General features: G+C 64.5%; 9 protein-coding genes and 1 pseudogene. 7 read left to right on the top strand and 3 right to left on the bottom strand.

The annotated features are described in order from the left end of the window. Positions 1-888 precede the first annotated feature (888 nt). Both AAFX91_RS28150 and AAFX91_RS28155 read left to right on the top strand, forming a co-directional pair. A pseudogene (locus AAFX91_RS28150) lies at positions 889-2,257 on the top strand (cation-efflux pump). A gap of 193 nt (positions 2,258-2,450) precedes the next feature. Further along, complete coding sequence (locus AAFX91_RS28155) at positions 2,451-4,766, top strand: ATP-binding protein (RefSeq protein WP_394568808.1); 2,316 nt, start codon at positions 2,451-2,453, stop codon at positions 4,764-4,766. A 3-nt stretch (positions 4,767-4,769) separates the two neighbouring features. Here AAFX91_RS28155 and mdoH read toward each other — a convergent pair whose 3' ends face one another. The 3 genes from mdoH to AAFX91_RS28170 form a co-directional block, all read right to left on the bottom strand. Further along, entirely contained in the window at positions 4,770-6,920 is a 2,151-nt protein-coding gene (gene mdoH / locus AAFX91_RS28160; protein ID WP_394568809.1) for a glucans biosynthesis glucosyltransferase MdoH, read from the bottom strand. Beyond that, on the bottom strand, positions 6,908-8,377 hold the full coding sequence (locus tag AAFX91_RS28165; RefSeq protein WP_394568810.1) for a glucan biosynthesis protein G: 1,470 nt from the start codon (positions 8,375-8,377) through the stop codon (positions 6,908-6,910). The genes mdoH and AAFX91_RS28165 overlap by 13 nt, the downstream gene beginning before the upstream one ends. Before the next feature lie 303 nt (positions 8,378-8,680). Further along, on the bottom strand, positions 8,681-9,595 hold the full coding sequence (locus AAFX91_RS28170; protein ID WP_394568811.1) for a LysR family transcriptional regulator: 915 nt from the start codon (positions 9,593-9,595) through the stop codon (positions 8,681-8,683). Positions 9,596-9,832: 237 nt separating this feature from the next. Between AAFX91_RS28170 and AAFX91_RS28175 the strand changes: the two genes are divergently transcribed. The 5 genes from AAFX91_RS28175 to AAFX91_RS28195 are packed head-to-tail and all read left to right on the top strand — an operon-like array spanning position 9,833 to position 15,784. Then, entirely contained in the window at positions 9,833-10,309 is a 477-nt protein-coding gene (locus tag AAFX91_RS28175) for a formate dehydrogenase subunit gamma (RefSeq protein ID WP_130579996.1), read from the top strand. Next, on the top strand, positions 10,306-11,862 hold the full coding sequence (locus tag AAFX91_RS28180; protein WP_130579995.1) for an NADH-quinone oxidoreductase subunit NuoF: 1,557 nt from the start codon (positions 10,306-10,308) through the stop codon (positions 11,860-11,862). Before AAFX91_RS28175 ends, AAFX91_RS28180 begins: the two co-directional genes overlap by 4 nt. Positions 11,863-11,872: 10 nt before the next feature. After that, entirely contained in the window at positions 11,873-14,749 is a 2,877-nt protein-coding gene (gene fdhF, locus AAFX91_RS28185) for a formate dehydrogenase subunit alpha (RefSeq protein ID WP_394568812.1), read from the top strand. Positions 14,750-14,751: 2 nt separating this feature from the next. Then, positions 14,752-15,582 carry a formate dehydrogenase accessory sulfurtransferase FdhD gene (gene fdhD / locus AAFX91_RS28190; RefSeq protein WP_130579993.1) on the top strand — a complete coding sequence of 277 codons (831 nt, stop codon included), beginning with the start codon at positions 14,752-14,754 and terminating at the stop codon, positions 15,580-15,582. Next, positions 15,572-15,784: a formate dehydrogenase subunit delta gene (locus tag AAFX91_RS28195; protein WP_165421207.1), complete on the top strand. Its 213-nt coding sequence runs from the start codon at positions 15,572-15,574 to the stop codon at positions 15,782-15,784. The genes fdhD and AAFX91_RS28195 overlap by 11 nt, the downstream gene beginning before the upstream one ends. Positions 15,785-15,973: the final 189 nt, after the last annotated feature.

Raw genomic sequence — 15,973 nt, forward strand, 5'->3', positions numbered from 1 at the left:
CGCTTCGCTAATCCTTCGCCGTCATCAGGCTGGATAGAGGACTTCCACCTCCAAGCTGTCGTTCATACTCGGCACACAGCCAACGGGTCCCGCCTCTGGCGGGCCCGATGACAGGCTCCGCGACGAAGCAATCCATGCCTCCACGCGTGGCGCTATGGATTGCTTCGCGGAGCCTGTCATCGGGCGGCGCTACGCGCCGACCCGGTGGCTCGCAATGACGACGTGGATGCTGGGTGCGACAAACTAACCCGACGGGCAAATCAGCAAAAACCTGTCGAGTCCGCGCGGAAAAAAATATTTCTGTTTTTCCGAAATGCAAATCAGTCTAATAGTTCGCGCGTCTCACCCGATTGAGGGGCGCTTCGCGATCGTCACGAGTGTTGCGGTGGGATGCGGTGGACGCGGATTGCGCAACGGACGAGTGCGCATGAGGCGGACGGCGAAGTCGTGTGGTCCTGACGCCCCGACGCTGGCGTCAAGTCCGTGAGAAGCCAACGCCTCTCACGGGCGACGGTGGCAAGAAGCCCGGCCTCACCGGGGAGAGCACGATATAAGCCGTAAAACCATTGCGCAGGGAATGCCGGAGTGCCTCCGCTGAACCTGTATGCTCGTGTGCACTTCTTTGTGCACTTATGCACACGAGACCGCGGGTGCAGCGCGCACCCGGCGTTCCCTGCGCCCTCTCGGTTCTGGGGCGAATGATTTTGCAAAACTCGGGTGAAACGCGCCGCGAGAATGTGGAGCTGCATCTGAAATGCGTATGGTGAACTTGCGCAAAACATTTTCTGGACTCGGAATAATTCGCAACAACCTGCTTCTGCGAGTGAGTGGCGATTGCGACTGCGATCGGCGCTTGATGTTAGCGGGTGGGCTGCTACACCGCGGCACATGAGCGCTCACAACGTCAAATCCTCGGTCGCGGCGATCTCGGTCTTTGCCAGCGGTGGCATGGCCGCGGCGAAATTCGTCGTCGGGATCGCGATCGGCTCGCTGGCGCTGATCTCGGAGGCCCTGCACTCCTCGGTCGACCTGATCGCGACCATCATCACCTGGGCGGTGGTGCGCGTGTCCGACCTGCCCGCGGACGAAGAGCACCACTATGGCCACGGCAAGCTCGAAAGCGTCTCCGCGCTCGGCGTCATCGCCCTGCTCTACGTGCTCGCGGGCGGCATCCTGGTCGAGGCCTATAGCCGGCTGAGCGAAGGTGCGCCGCCGCCGTCGATCTCCGCGATCCCCTTCGTGGTCCTCATCATCGACATCGTCGTCAACCTCTGGCGGGCGCGGGCGCTGCATCGTGCGGCGCGCGAAACCAAGAGCCAGGCGCTCGCGGCTGACGCGTTGCATTTCGCCTCCGACGTGATGGGCTCCTTTGCCGTTATCATCGGCCTCATTCTCGCCGGGCTCGGCTTCTGGTGGGGCGACGCCGCCGCGGCCATCGCCGTCGCCGTCATGATCGCCCTGCTCGGCCTGCGGATGGCGCGCTCGACCGTGGAGACGCTGACCGACCGGGCTCCGGAAGGCGTGCTTGAGAAGGCGACCGCGGCGATCCGGAACGTGCCCGGTGTCGTCGAGGTCGAGCGGCTGCGCGTGCGCATGGTCGGCCCGACCTATTTCATCGACGCCATCGCCACCGCGCACCATTCCGATCGACCGCGTCGAAGAGATCAAGCGCAGGGCGCAGGCCGCGGTCGCCGGCGTGCTTGGCGATGCCGACCTCACCTTCACCGCGGTGCCGGTCGCACGCGACAATGAGAGCGTGCGCGAGCGCATCATGGTGATCGCGCGCAATTCCGGTCTTGCCATCCATCACGTCACCGTGCACGCGCTCGGTGAGAAGCTGATCGTCAGCATCGACCTCGAAGTCGATGGCGAGATGGAGCTCACCACGGCCCATGCCATCGCCCACGACCTCGAACGCGCGATCCGCGAGGACTTCGGCGAGGACGTCGAGGTCGACACCCATATCGAGCCGCTCGAGCCGGAATTGCCGTGGGGCAGCGACGCCGCACCCGATCGCGTCGAGACCATCAGGGAGGCGCTGACGCGCCTTGCCGCTGATGGCCCGATCCATGACATCCACAATGTGCGTGTCCGCGACTCCGACGCCGGCGAGATCGTCAACTTCCACTGCCGGGCCGCACCGTCGATGAGCGTCATCAAGGTGCATGAGGGAGTCGACGCGATCGAGCGCGCGCTGCGCCGCGCCTTCCCCACCATCAAGCGCGTGATCAGCCACGCCGAGCCGCCGCATTTGTAGGAACACGTCAACGTTCTCGTTTCGGACTCTGTTTGAGAGCCGCGATTCTGTCTTGGACAAGAATTATTTCGCATTAACGAATCGTTGACTCTCGACACGCCGGGAAAACTGGATTCAAATCACATTGATTCGGGAGCGACGTGGGGTTGGCTTCCGACGGTGTGCAAATCAGATTGCGGTGGGGGTCTAGGGCATGGCGCGTGCGCATGCGGCGAACGCGTGCGTTCAATCCGATTCGATCAAGGGATTGGCGCAATCGATCGCGAAACCTGACTACCACAGGCTCTTGACCGCTGAGCCTGCGTTGCGCCGGGCCGTGCCCACGCTCATCATCGCCTTCCTGATCACGATCTGCCTCGGCGCGTTCGTCCAGGTGGTCGACCAGAACCGGCAGAAGCGCGCTGCCCTGAAGCGCGACCTCTCCGCCCTCTCCGATATCCTCGCCGAGCGGCTCGATCGCCTGACCTCGAGCCGCCGCGAACGCCTTAGCAATATCGAGCAGTTGCAGAGCCTGCTGCCCGATCTCATCCCGTCCTGGGGCATCGCCAGGGGCCGCCACATCATCGTCACGAGCGCCGACCACCGCATGCTCGCTCGCGCCCCGATCGACAGGCTCGGCGAGAACGACCGGGTGCTCGACATCGTCTCCACCGCGCAACTGCTCGCCGCGCCGAGCCAGCAGGGCCTCCTCGCCGACATGCTTCTGCCGAATGGCGACGGCGCGCTGGCCATCTCGGTTCAGGTGAGATCGCTGCCCGGCCAGGTGATCGTGATCCAGGAGATGAACGAGCCGATCTGGGGATCGGACGCCGCGCTCTCGGTCACGCTCTCGGCGACCACGGGCTTCGTCGTGCTCATCCTCGGCTTCGCTTTCCACTGGCAGTCGACCCGCGCCCGCGAGGGCGATCTCATCAATGACGCCGTCCGCGGCCGGATCGACACTGCGCTCAACCGCGGCCGCTGCGGGCTGTGGGACTGGGACCTCTCGCGCGGCCGCATCTTCTGGTCGCAGTCGATGTTCACCCTGCTCGGCCTTGAATCCCGCAACGACCTCCTGACCTTCGGCGAGGTCAACGCGCTGGTGAAATCCGACGACATCGATCTGTTCGACATCGCCGACCAGCTCATCTCCGGCAAGATCGACCACATCGACCAGTCGTTCCGCATGCAGCACACCGAGGGCCACTGGATCTGGCTGCGCGTGCGCTGCGAGCTTAGCCAGGCCACCGCCGACGGCGCCCTGCACCTGATCGGGATCGCGGTCGACATCACCGAGCAGAAGAGCCTCGCCGAGAAGACGGTGGAAGCAGACCTGCGGCTGCGCGACGCCATCGAGACCATTCCGGAAGCCTTCGTGCTCTGGGATGCCGAGGACCGCCTCGTGCTCTGCAACTCGCACTTCCAGCGCCTCCACAAGCTGCCGGATTCGGCCGTTGCCCCCGGGACCTCCTACGAGACCGTGATCGAGGTCGGCAGCATGCCGGAGGTGCGCACGCGGTTGCACGAGACCGGCGTGCCGATGCCCGGTGCGCGCACCTTCGAGGCGCAGCTCGACGACGGGAAGTGGCTGCACATCTCCGAGCGCCGCACCAAGGACGGCGGCTACGTCTCCGTCGGCACCGACATCACCCGCATCAAGGCGCACGAGCAGAAGCTCGTCGACAACGATTTGCGCCTGCGCGCCTCCGTCGTCGACCTGAAGCGCTCGCAGTCCGAGCTCGAGCGGCAGGCGCTCGAGCTCGCCGACCTCGCGGAGAAATATTCGCAGGAGAAGACGCGGGCCGAGGAAGCCAACGCCGCCAAGTCGAAATTCCTCGCCAATATGAGCCACGAGCTGCGCACGCCGCTGAACGCGATCATCGGCTTCTCCGAGATCATGGGCAGCGGCATGTTCGGCGCGCTCGGCTCGGACAAGTACCAGGAATATTGTCACGACATCCTCACCAGCGGCAAATATCTGCTCGACGTCATCAACGACATCCTCGACATGTCGAAGATCGAGGCCGGACGCATGAAGCTCGACCTGGAGCCGCTCGATCTGTCGCGGACGCTCGCGGAATCGCTGCGCGTGGTGTCCGGACGCGCCCATGCCAAGAAGCTGACGCTCGATGCCGACATCGAACGCACGATTCCCGTGGTGGCCGACCGCCGCGCGATCAAGCAGATCGTCGTCAACCTGCTCTCCAATGCGGTGAAGTTCACGCCCGACAATGGCCGGGTGATCGTGCGCAGCCAGGTGCTGGACGATCAGATCGTGATGCTGATCGCCGACACCGGCATCGGCATCGCGCAGGATTCGCTGCAGCGCCTCGGCAAGCCGTTCGAGCAGGTCGAGAGCCAGCTCACCAAGACCTACCAGGGTTCGGGCCTCGGCCTTGCAATCGCGCGCTCGCTGACCAGCCTGCACGGCGGCTCGATGAAGCTGCGCTCGAAGCTCGGCGTCGGCACCGTCGTCCGCATCGCCCTGCCGCGCAACGCCTGCGCGGCGAGGATGCGGGCAGCGGCGTAGCTTTCACACCGCTGTCGAAGCAGCCCTTGCCAGTGGCAACTGGAGACTCGTTTCCAGCAAGGCCCGGTCATTCAGCACCGCCAGTGTCTCGCGGGTGGTGAGAGAGGCGACGGCCTGCTCGAAGGTGTCGCTCGCCTCGATGCGGGCGCGGGCGATTGCGAGCTGCGGGTCGATTTGCTCCGGTCGCCGGCGCGTCGGTGGGGGAAGCGAGCGGAGATGTTGCGTCAGGAATGACAGGTCGCGTTGCAGTTCGACCAGCGCGCGGCCGCGATCTTCCGAAGGCGATGCAGCCAGTTCGTTCGCGCGGGCCAGCACGGCCGGCGGCGCGACTTCCTCCGGTGTCGCAAACAGCGCCCTCATCCGCGGCTTCGCCGTATAGGCGCCGATCGGAATGGCAAACAAGAGCCCGATGATGACCGGCGACATCCACAACAGCAGCGGCAGAGAGACGGCATAGGCGCTCGCGGCCATCAGCACGCCGAAGGCCGTGGGCACTCCGTATTTTCGATAGAGCTCGCGCCGCTCGACCGAGCCGTCGTCGCGGCGCTGCGTCTGCCATCCGGCGTCACGGCCAATCAGGATTTCGATCACCGCGATCGACTGGAAGACCATCATTGCGGGTGCAATCATGGCGGAGATCAGCACTTCGACGATGACGCCGAGGAAAGCGCGAATGGCGCCGCCGAACCGCCGGCGCGTTTCCCGCTGCGTCAACAGCAACAGGAAGCCGAGCAATTTCGGCACAATCAGAAGCGCCATGGTGGCGCCGAACACCCAGGCCGCGAGAACGGGGTCCTGCGCCGGCCAGTTGGGAAACAGCGAAAACCCTTTCGGAAAATATTCCGGGCGGACGAAGCGGGCCTGCAGCGAGATCAGTATCCCGAGCAGCAGGAACGTAAACCAGAGCGGCGCGGTGATATACGAACCGATCCCGGTCATGAAATGCAGGCGCGAAATCCAGTGCAATCCGCGCGTTGGCAACACGGCGAGATGCTGCAGGTTTCCCTGGCACCACCTCCGGTCGCGCGCCGCGAAATCCAACAGCGAAGGCGGCACTTCCTCGAAACTGCCGCCGAGCGTCGGCGCCATGTAGATGCCCCAGCCGGAGCGTCGCATCAGCGCGGCCTCGACAAAGTCGTGGCTCAGGATATGTCCGCCGAACGGCTTTCGCCCGCGAAGCTCCGGCAGCCCGGCAGCTTCGGCGAATGCGCTCACCCTGATGATGGCATTGTGCCCCCAGTAATTGCCTTCGGAGCCGTGCCACCAGGCAACGCCCGCTGCGATCATCGGCCCATAAAGCCGGCCCGCAAATTGCTGCAGGCGGCTGAACAGGCTTCGCGCATTGACGATGATCGGCAACGTCTGCAGCAACGCGGCCGCGGGGTTTGCCTCCATCGCATGAACCATCCGCACCATCGTGTCGCCCGTCATCAGGCTGTCGGCATCGAGGACGATCATGAACTGATAGCCGCTCCCGAAGCGGGAAACCCACTCGGCGATGTTGCCGGACTTGCGCGCGACGTTGTTGGCGCGGTGACGATAGTAGAGCCGATCGGAACCGCAGGCTTGCCGCAGTTTCAGGAAAGCGCGTTCCTCGGCGATCCAGATATCGGGATCGGTGGTGTCGCTCAGCACAAACCAGTCGAAGTGCTCGCCATGCCCGGTCGCCTCGACGGACTCGTAGATCGCACGCAGCCGAGCCATCAACTGGTTTTCGTTTTCATTATAGGTCGGCAGCAGCACCGCCGTCCGGCTCGCGATTTCGGGTAAGGCGCCGCTGGCGGCGATTTGCAGTGCGTTCCCTCTTCGGCCGAGCAGGACGAAAAAGCCCGCAAGGGCGGAGGCAAACGAGAAACCGATCCAGGCAAGCAACGCCACGAACAGCGCGAGCACCATCCATTCCAGGACGGTCACGCCCCCGACTTCGAGCACCTTGTACATCTCATAGGCGCCGGCGCCGGTGAGCGCGATGGTGGCTGCAAAGACAAATGTCCGCCGCAGCCACATGCTTGACGCCACCGGCACGGGCTGCCGCGTCGCCTGCGGCGCATGCGCGAAGTCCGATGTGATCATCTCGAGCGGATATTCGCGTGGCAGGAACCCGTCGGTGGGCGCATCCGGCGTCAGCGGCGACGACGTCGCTACGGAGCCCATCGATAAACCCACACTTCGGAAAGAGGTTTATCGTCTTGCACCAGCAAGGCTCGAAGCTCGATGGGCGTATCCTTCTTCACCGCGCATTGGAAGCTGAGCCGCCATCCACCCGTGTCAGGATTTGGTTGCGTGACGATGTTGGTGATCTCGGACTTCTCGGCGCTCACAACGCCCTTGATGCTGTTGGGATCGACACCCTTCAGGTTGTCGCCGATCAGATCCAGCACGAACAATTTGCTGTCGTCGCCACGCGCTCCGATGCCGGTGCGCACGAAGCGGGCGAGCGAATGAGGCTTCGGCATATCCGGACCCCAGTGCAGGCGATAGGTGAAATTGTTTTCGCTCTTCGCCTTCAGCGGCACCTTCGGCCGCCAGAACGCGGCAATGTTGTCGTGGATTTCCTCTTTGGTCGGAATCTCGATCAGTACGACGCCGCCCTCGCCCCAATCGCCGATCGGTTCGACCCAGAGGCTCGGGCGTGCTTCGAAACGTGACTCGATATCCTCGTAGGCGGCGAATCTCTTCTCGCGCTGCATCAGCCCGAAGCCGCGTGGATTGAGGTCCTGGAAGGTGCTGACCTGAAGATCCCGCGGATTGCTCAGGGGACGCCACAGGCTTTCACCCTTGCCGTTGAAGATCGCGAGCCCGTCGGAATCGTGCACCGAGGGGCGAAAATCGGCGACATCGTTGCGGTCATTGGGGCCGAAGAAGAACATGCTAGTCATCGGCGCCAGCCCCGCGTGCTCGAGATCGGCCCGCGGATAGAGCGACATCTCGACGTCGAACACCGTGGTCTCGCCGGGCCGCAAGGTGAAACGATAGCTGGCGGCGCAGCTCTTGCTGTCGAGCAGCGCATGGATGACGAGCGAGGTCGCGTTCGCCGCGGGGCGTTCCAGCCAGAACGCCTTGAAGGTGGGAAATTCCTCTCCCTTCGCCTCGCCGGTATCGATCGACAATCCCCGCGCCGACAATCCGTAGGTTTCACCCTTGGCGACGGCACGGAAATAGCTCGCGCCGAGGAAGACGCAGACCTCATCGAAATAGTCGGGCTTGTTGATCGGCGCGTGGATGCGAAGGCCGGCAAAGCCGAGATCATCAGCGGCGAACGCCGGCACATCGTTGCCGAACGAGAAGTCGTCCTTGCGATAGCGGATTTCGTTGGCCTGGCCGTCGACGACTTCGAAGATGTTGACCCTGTTCTTGTAGAAGAAGCCGCGGTGAAAGAACTGCGCCTGGAACGGCAGCTTGTCGGCGCGCCAGAGCGCGCGCTCCGGCATGAAGCGGATCGAGCGATATTGATCGTAGTTCAGATCCTTCAGCTCGGCCGGCAGCTTTTCGTCGGGCGCCTCGAACGATTTGCTCGCGAGGCTGCGCGCGAGCTCCCGAACGGTGGACGCATCAAACGGAACAGTCGCGACCGCTTCGGTTCCCGGAAACAATACGAGTGTCGGCAGCACTGCCGAGCCTTGCAGTAGCTGGCGACGATTTACGAGAACTCCTCAGCATTTGGACCAGGCGCCGCATGGAAACAGCCAAGCCGTCGGCAAGTTCCATGAATGCTGGAACGTTCAGCTAAAGATTCCTCTCAGACGATCTCCGTCCCCGTCGTTTGGGAAAACTCCGCACCCGGCCGCGGCGCAGCCACGAAAATGTCCGGAACTCGTCAACAACATGAGCCGCAATTCAGGCAATAGCAAACCGCCCACGGCAGCGTCGTGGCTCACCGCCATCTTTCGCAAGCAATGGCGGTGGCGCGTTGGTCACGCGCTATGATTTGGAGATACCGACTCCAGCGTGGGGGCGACTTCGCGCGCGACCTGAACCAGGGCGGCGATCAAGGGTGTCATCGGGTCGCGCTGCGGGATCACCAGGCCGATACTGTAGTTCACCACGGGGTCGACGATCGGAATGCTGCGCACGGCGTCGGCGAGGCCGAGTGTCTCCGCGAGCTTTGCCGGCATCACGCTTGCCCAGCGCCCGGTCTTCACATGGGTGTAGAGCACGAGCAGCGAGTTCGAGGTCAGCGTCGGCGTTGCTTCCGCCCCGACTGAACGAAGTGCCCGATCGATGATGCGGCGGTTCTGCATGTCGGGCGTCAGCAGGCACAGCGGCACCTGGCCGACCTCTTTCCACGTCACAGAGTCGCGATCGCCGAACATGGCGTCGGGCGATGTCAGCAACCGATAGCTCTCGTTATAGAGACGGATGGTGCGAACCTTGCCGATCGGCTCGTTCTCGATATAGGTCAGCCCGGCATCGACCTCGAGGTTCTCCAAGAGGCCGAGCACGTCGGACGAGGTGCAGGACGGGATGCGGAAACGCACGTCGGGATGACGGGCGCGGAACGGCGTGGTGAGCGAAGCCACCATGCCGAGCACAGTCGGGATCGCCGCGATCCGGATCTCGCCGGAGAGCTTGTGCCTCAGCCCGTTGATCTCCTCCCGCATCGCGCGGGCATCGCCGACGATGCGGCGCGCCCAGTCGAGCGCGCGCTCGCCTTCGGGCGTGAAGCCCTGAAAGCGGGAACCGCGCTGCACCAGCATCACGCCGAGGAGATCCTCGAGCTGCTTGAGGCTCGTCGACATCGTCGGCTGCGTGACGCCGCACGCCTCCGCCGCGCGGCCGAAATGCCGCTCCTTTGCGAGTGCCAACAGGAGTTCAAGCTTGTCGATCAAGAAGGCCTCATCAGCTCTGGCATGCCACTTCGAATATAACGATCACAGCCGGGACGAACACGAGAAAAAGCCGTACCGCACAAGGTGTTCTGCTACCAATTCTATTTCTATATTGATCGATTTCATATCCCAATCGATCGCTGTTCACGATCGCAGCATGAGACAGCTTTATTGATATCTGGATCGATTCCAACTTTCATGGGCGCGAGTGAAAACCCTCCGATTTGAGAGGCATGGATGACATCGGCCTACGAACCCTGGAACGAAGCGCGCGGCGCCGAGATCATCGCCGAGCATGCCGAGCTCGAAGGCGCGACGCTGGTCATCCTGCACGCCCTGCAGGAAGCCTTCGGCTACGTGCCCGAGCCCGCGATCCCGATGGTCGCTTCCACGCTCAATCTCTCGCGTGCCGAGGTCCACGGCGTGTTCACCTTCTACCATGATTTCCGCAAGGCGCCTGCAGGCCGCCATGTGCTGAAGCTGTGCCGCGCGGAGGCCTGCCAGGCCGCCGGCGGCGATGCGCTGGCGGCGCGCGCGGAAGCCAAGCTTGGCGTTGTACTCGGTAACACCACGGCCGATGAGCGCGTGACGTTGGAGCCGATCTACTGCCTCGGCCTTTGCGCCACCGCGCCATCAGCGATGCTGGATGGCCGCGTGGTCGGCCGGCTCGACGAAGCGCGCCTCGACGCGCTGGTCAGGGAGGCGCAGCGATGACGATGCGACTCTTTGTCCCCCGCGATGCCGGCGCGGTCGCCGTTGGCGCTGATGAGGTCGCGACGGCGCTGCAGCTCGCCGCCGAGAAGCACGGCCTTGCGATCGAGATCGTCAGGACTGGCTCGCGCGGGCTCTATTGGCTGGAGCCGATGGTCGAAGTCGCAACAGCGGCGGGCCGGATCGCGTTCGGCCCGGTGAGCGCCGCGGACGCAGCTTCCCTGCTCGATGCGATGGCCGCCGACGGGCCGCATCCGTTGCGGCTGGGCGTTGCCGACGAGATCCCCTGGCTCAAGCGCCAGACCCGCCTAACCTTCGCGCGCTGCGGCGTGGTGGATCCCCGCTCGGTCGAGGACTATCGCGCCCATGGCGGCTACAGGGGCCTGGAGCGGGCGCTGACGCTCTCCCCCGACGAGATCCTTGCCGACGTCACCGCCTCCGGCCTGCGCGGCCGCGGCGGCGCCGGCTTCCCGACCGGCATCAAGTGGAAGACGGTGGCGCAGGCCAGCGCCGACCGGAAGTACATCGTCTGCAATGCCGACGAAGGCGACAGCGGCACCTTCGCCGACCGCATGATCATGGAAGGCGATCCGTTCGTCGTGATCGAGGGCATGACGATCGCCGGCATCACGGTCGGCGCCACCAAGGGCTACATCTACACCCGCTCCGAATATCCGCACGCGGTGGAGGCGATGAATGCCGCGATCGCGGCGGCGAAGCGCGCCGGCTATCTCGGCGCGCGCATCGGCGGTTCCGCACATAGTTTCGATCTCGAGGTGCGCGTCGGCGCCGGCGCCTATGTTTGTGGCGAGGAGACCTCGCTGCTCGAAAGCATAGAAGGCCGCCGCGGCATCGTGCGCGCCAAGCCGCCGCTACCCGCGCACAAGGGCCTGTTCGGGCGGCCGACTGTCATCAACAACGTGCTGTCGTTCGCCGCGATCCCGTTCATCCTCGATAACGGCGCTAAGGCTTACGCAGATTTCGGCATGGGCCGCTCGCGCGGCACGATGCCGATCCAGCTTGCCGGCAATGTGAAGCATGGCGGCCTGTTCGAGACCGCGTTCGGCATCACGCTCGGCGAACTCGTTGACGAGATCGGCGGCGGCTCCTTCACCGGCCGTCCGGTGCGCGCGGTGCAAGTGGGCGGTCCCCTAGGTGCCTACTTCCCGCGCGCTCTCTTTGATACGCCGTTCGACTATGAAGCGTTCGCCGCTCGCGACGGATTGATCGGCCATGGCGGCATCGTCGTGTTCGACGACAGCGTCGATATGGCCAAGCAGGCGCGCTTTGCGATGGAATTCTGCGCGGTCGAATCCTGCGGCAAGTGCACGCCGTGCCGCATCGGCTCAACCCGCGGCGTGGAGACCATCGAGAAGATCATCCGTGGCGAGCGCGTGGCCGAAAACCTCGCCCTCGTCGAGGACCTCTGCAACACCATGAAGTTCGGCTCGCTCTGCGCGCTCGGCGGCTTCACGCCCTACCCCGTGCTGAGTGCCCTCAGGCATTTCCGGGATGATTTCGGCCCGGCACCGGCCCGCTTAGAGGCCGCGGAATAGGAAAATCGCCATGTCATTGATCGAGGAAATCGACTTCGGCACGCCGCGCTCCAAATCGGAGACCATGGTCACGCTGACCATCGACGGCAAGCCCATCACGGTGCCCGAGGGCACCTCCATCATGCGCGCGGCGATGGACGCAGGTCACCAGATCCCGAAGCTCTGCGCGACCGACATGGTCGACGCCTTCGGCTCCTGCCGTTTGTGTCTCGTCGAGATCGAGGGACGCGCCGGCACGCCGGCCTCCTGCACCACGCCGGTGGCGCCGGGCCTCGTGGTTCACACCCAGACGGACCGATTGAAGAAGCTGCGCAAGGGGGTGATGGAGCTCTACATCTCCGACCATCCGCTGGACTGCCTGACCTGCGCCGCCAATGGCGATTGCGAATTGCAGGACATGGCCGGCGCCGTCGGCCTGCGCGACGTGCGCTACGGCTATGAGGGCGACAACCATGTGTTCGCCAAGTCCGATGGCGCGGTCAATCCGGCCTGGATGCCGAAGGACGAGTCCAACCCTTACTTCACCTACGACCCTGCCAAATGCATCGTCTGCTCGCGCTGCGTCCGCGCCTGCGAGGAGGTGCAAGGCACCTTCGCGCTGACGATCGCCGGCCGCGGCTTCGACAGCCGCGTCTCGCCCGGCATGAGCGAAAGCTTCCTCGGCTCCGAATGCGTCTCCTGCGGCGCCTGCGTGCAGGCCTGCCCGACCGCGACGCTGACGGAAAAATCGGTGATCGAAATCGGCCAGCCCGAGCATTCCGTGGTGACCACCTGTGCCTATTGCGGCGTCGGCTGCGCCTTCAAGGCCGAGATGCGCGGCGAGGAAGTGGTGCGCATGGTGCCGTACAAGGACGGCAAGGCCAATCGTGGCCACTCCTGCGTCAAGGGCCGCTTCGCCTGGGGCTATACCAACCACAAGGAACGCATCCTGAAACCGATGATCCGCGAGCGGATCGCCGATCCCTGGCGCGAGGTGTCGTGGGACGAGGCCTTCTCGTTCGCCGCCGCGAAGTTCAAGGGCATCCAGCAAAAGTATGGCCGCGACGCGGTCGGCGGCATCACGTCGTCCCGCTGCACCAATGAAGAAACCTATCTGGTGCAGAAATTGATCCGCGGCGGCTTCGGCAACAACAATGTCGACACCTGCGCGCGCGTCTGCCATTCGCCGACCGGCTACGGCCTGTCGCAAACCTTCGGCACCTCGGCCGGCACGCAGGATTTCGATTCGGTCGAAGACACCGATGTCGTGATCGTGATCGGCGCCAATCCGGCCTCGGCCCACCCGGTGTTCGCCTCGCGGCTGAAGAAGCGGCTGCGGCAGGGGGCAAAACTGATCGTGATCGATCCGCGGCGCACCGAAATGGTGGAAGCCCCACACCTCAAGGCGCTGCATCTGCCGTTGATGCCGGGCACCAACGTGATGGTCATGACCGCGTTGGCGCATGTCATCGTCACCGAGGGCCTCGTCAACGAAGCCTTCGTGCGCGAGCGTTGCGACTGGAGCGAATTCGAGGAATGGGCGGCGTTCGTCGCGCAGCCGAACAACAGCCCGGAAGCGACTGCGATCCTGACCGGCGTCGATCCGAAGGATCTGCGCGAGGCGGCGCGCATCTACGCCACCGGCGGCAACGGCGCGATCTATTACGGTCTCGGCGTCACTGAGCACAGCCAGGGCTCAACCACGGTGATCGCAATCGCCAACCTCGCGATGGTGACAGGCAATATCGGCCGTCCCGGCGTCGGCGTGAACCCGCTGCGCGGCCAGAACAACGTGCAGGGCTCTTGCGACATGGGCTCGTTCCCGCATGAGCTGCCGGGTTACCGCCACATCGCGACGGATGCGGTGCGTGACCAGTTCGAGGCGATGTGGAACGTGAAGCTCAACCCGGAGCCGGGCCTGCGCATCCCCAACATGTTCGACGCCGCGATCGAAGGCACCTTCATGGGCCTCTATGTACAGGGCGAGGACATCCTGCAGTCCGACCCTAACACCTCCCACGTTGTGGCGGCGCTGTCGGCGATGGAATGCGTGATCGTGCACGATCTCTTCCTGAACGAGACCGCGAATTACGCGCACGTGTTCCTGCCGGGCTCGAGCTTCCTGGAGAAGGACGGAACCTTCACCAATGCCGAGCGTCGTATCCAGCGCGTGCGCAAGGTGATGACGCCGAAGAACGGGCTGGCCGACTGGGAGGTCACCATCCGCCTCGCCAAGGCGATGGGCTTCGAGATGCACTACAACCATCCCTCCGAGATCATGGACGAGATCGCGGCGTTGACGCCGACCTTCGCCGGCGTCTCCTATGCCAAGCTCGACGAGCTCGGTTCGGTGCAATGGCCCTGTAACGAGAAGGCGCCCGAGGGAACGCCAGTGATGCATATCGGCGGCTTCGTGCGCGGCAAAGGCAAGTTCATCGTCACCGAATATGTCGCGACCGACGAGCGCACCGGCCCGCGCTTCCCGCTGCTGCTCACGACGGGACGCATCCTCAGCCAGTACAATGTCGGCGCGCAGACCCGCCGCACCGAAAATGTGGTCTGGCACAGCGAGGACCTGCTGGAGATCCATCCGCACGATGCCGAGCAGCGCGGCGTGCGCGACGGCGATTGGGTGCGCCTGAAGAGCCGCGCCGGCGAGACCACGCTGCGCGCGCTCATCACCGACCGCGTCGCGCCGGGCGTAGTCTACACCACGTTCCATCATCCGGACACGCAGGCCAATGTGATCACGACCGATTATTCGGACTGGGCGACCAACTGCCCGGAATACAAGGTCACCGCAGTGCAGGTCTCGCCGTCCAAAGGTCCGTCCGACTGGCAGAAAGCCTATGACGCCCAGGCGAAGCATTCGCGCCGGATCGCGCCGGTCGTGGAAGCCGCGGAGTGAGGATGCACGATCCCGTCACCAGCGCGGAGCGGCAGGTCTGGCGCGACGGCAGCCTGAGCGAAGGCACGCGCCAGATCCCCGAGGAGACGGCGCTGGCGCTGACCTATAATGGCGGCACCTACGCCGTGATGATGGGCACGCCGCAGGACCTTCGCGACTTTGCCATCGGCTTCAGCCTCAGCGAAGGCGTTGTTCAGTCCGCCGACGAGATCGAGACGCTCGACATCATCGAGCTCGATGATGGCATCGAGCTGCGGATGTGGCTGGCGCCCGAAAAGGCCACGCTGATCAATGAGCGGCGGCGGCATATCGCGGGCCCGACCGGTTGCGGCCTCTGCGGCATCGATTCGATCGCGGAAGCGGTTCGTCCCGCAGCCATCGTGCAGAAGGGCCGCAGCTTCTCGCCGCGCGAGATCATGACCGCGATGGCCGCAATCGCCCCGCTGCAAGCAATCAACCTCAGGACCCGCGCAGTGCATGCCGCGGCGTTCTGGACGCCTATGCGCGGCATCGTCGCGCTGCGCGAGGATGTCGGCCGCCACAATGCGCTCGACAAGCTCGCCGGCGCGCTGGCGCAGGCGAAGGTGTCGACCAGCGAGGGCATGGTGCTGTTGACGAGCCGCGTCTCGGTCGAGATGGTGCAGAAGACGGCAACCATCGGCGCGCCGCTGATGGTCGCGGTATCGGCGCCGACAGCGCTTGCCGTGCGCATGGCCGACGCCGCCGGCATCACGCTTGCGGCGATCGCGCGCGCCGACGGGTTCGAGGTATTCACGCATGCGGAGCGGATCGCGACCCGCGCCGATGCCAGGGAGGCCATCCATGTCGCCTGACCGACTGATCTACATGGCCAACCAGATCGGCAAGTTCTTCCAGAACCAGGGGCATGAGCGCGCGGTGCCGGGGATCGCCGAGCATATCAAGAAGTTCTGGGACCCAAGGATGCGCAAGGCGATCTTCGCCCATCTCGACGCCGGCGGCGCGGGGCTTGATCCGTACGTCCACGAGGCGCTCAAGAGCTTGAAGAAGGCGTAAGCCACGGAATTGTAGGGTGGGCAAAGCGCAGCGCGCCCACCTTTCTTCACCGGCCGTGGGTGGTGGGCACGCTCCGCTTTGCCCACCCTACGGCACTGTCGTCCCGGCGAACGCCGGGACCCATATGTGGACGGCCCCCGTGGCACAAGAGCTTTTGAGGTGATCGGATCGCTGCATCCATATGTCCGG

The organism is Bradyrhizobium sp. 31Argb (assembly GCF_043638955.1).
GTDB lineage: Bacteria > Pseudomonadota > Alphaproteobacteria > Rhizobiales > Xanthobacteraceae > Bradyrhizobium.